Raw genomic sequence first — 763 nt, 5'->3', positions numbered from 1 at the left:
GCCGCGGCCAGCACCGTCGAGCCGCCGCCCGAGGTGTCGGTGACCGACGCCGGGCTCGCCGCGCCCGTGAACGACGCCTTCACCGCGCCGCTCCCGCCCTGCGGAGCGGCCGCGGGCTTCGCCGGCAGCGTCACCTGCGCGGTGATCGTGCCCGCGCCGTCGCTCGTCGCCGCCACCGGCGTCTGGGTGCGGCACTCCGGCCGGTCCGGCGTGGTCAGCGCACAACCCGGCAGCGCCACCAGCGCCGCCCGCTCCGACCAGCCACCCGCCTGCAGCGCCTTGAGGTCCAGCGTCACCCGCGCCCCGCGCCCGGGACCGCCCGCGGCCTGCGCCTCGGCGTCGGTGAGCGCGACCAGCGGCCCGGCGACACCCGCCGCCCGGCCCTTGTCCCGGTCGGTGACCTGCACGGTGACGGCGTGCGCCGCCTCCGTCTGCGCGTTGCCGGGCGCGACCCGGACGGCCAGGTCCCCGGCCTTCGTCCCGTTCTGCCCGCCCGACGCGGGCGAGGCCCCGCCCGTCGCCCTGCGCGCCGCCTCCGCCTCCGCGCCGTCCGCACCCAGCGTCACCGTCGCCGTACCGGTGACCACCGGCGCCACCGCCTCCGGCGTCCACACCGCCTTCGCCGGCGCCGACTTGGCCCCCGGGGGCTTCGCATCGTGCCCCTGCACGGGCGTGGTCGCCGCCCCCAGCGGCGTGTTCGGCGGACTCCAGACCTTCTCCTCCGGCTCGGGGAACGTCCACGCCGCCGCCGGCGGCGCCGCCA

General features: G+C 79.9%; 2 protein-coding genes. One reads left to right on the top strand and one right to left on the bottom strand.

What is annotated here, in order from left to right:
• Window positions 1-587 (bottom strand): hypothetical protein (locus VM95_RS43090; protein ID WP_208615613.1); only part of this gene is annotated, 587 nt, incomplete at its 3' end.
• On the opposite strand from VM95_RS43090, the gene VM95_RS43980 reads away from it, so the two are divergent.
• Window positions 580-763, top strand: a 184-nt coding sequence (locus tag VM95_RS43980; RefSeq protein ID WP_208615612.1) for a hypothetical protein, incomplete at its 3' end; no start/stop codon positions are given. The two genes, VM95_RS43090 and VM95_RS43980, sit on opposite strands and share 8 nt — an antisense overlap.

The organism is Streptomyces rubellomurinus, assembly GCF_000961885.1.
In the GTDB taxonomy this organism is placed as follows: Bacteria; Actinomycetota; Actinomycetes; order Streptomycetales; family Streptomycetaceae; genus Kitasatospora; species Kitasatospora rubellomurina.
Note: the sequence above shows the minus strand (reverse complement) of the source record. Positions and strands in the feature narration are given on the sequence as shown.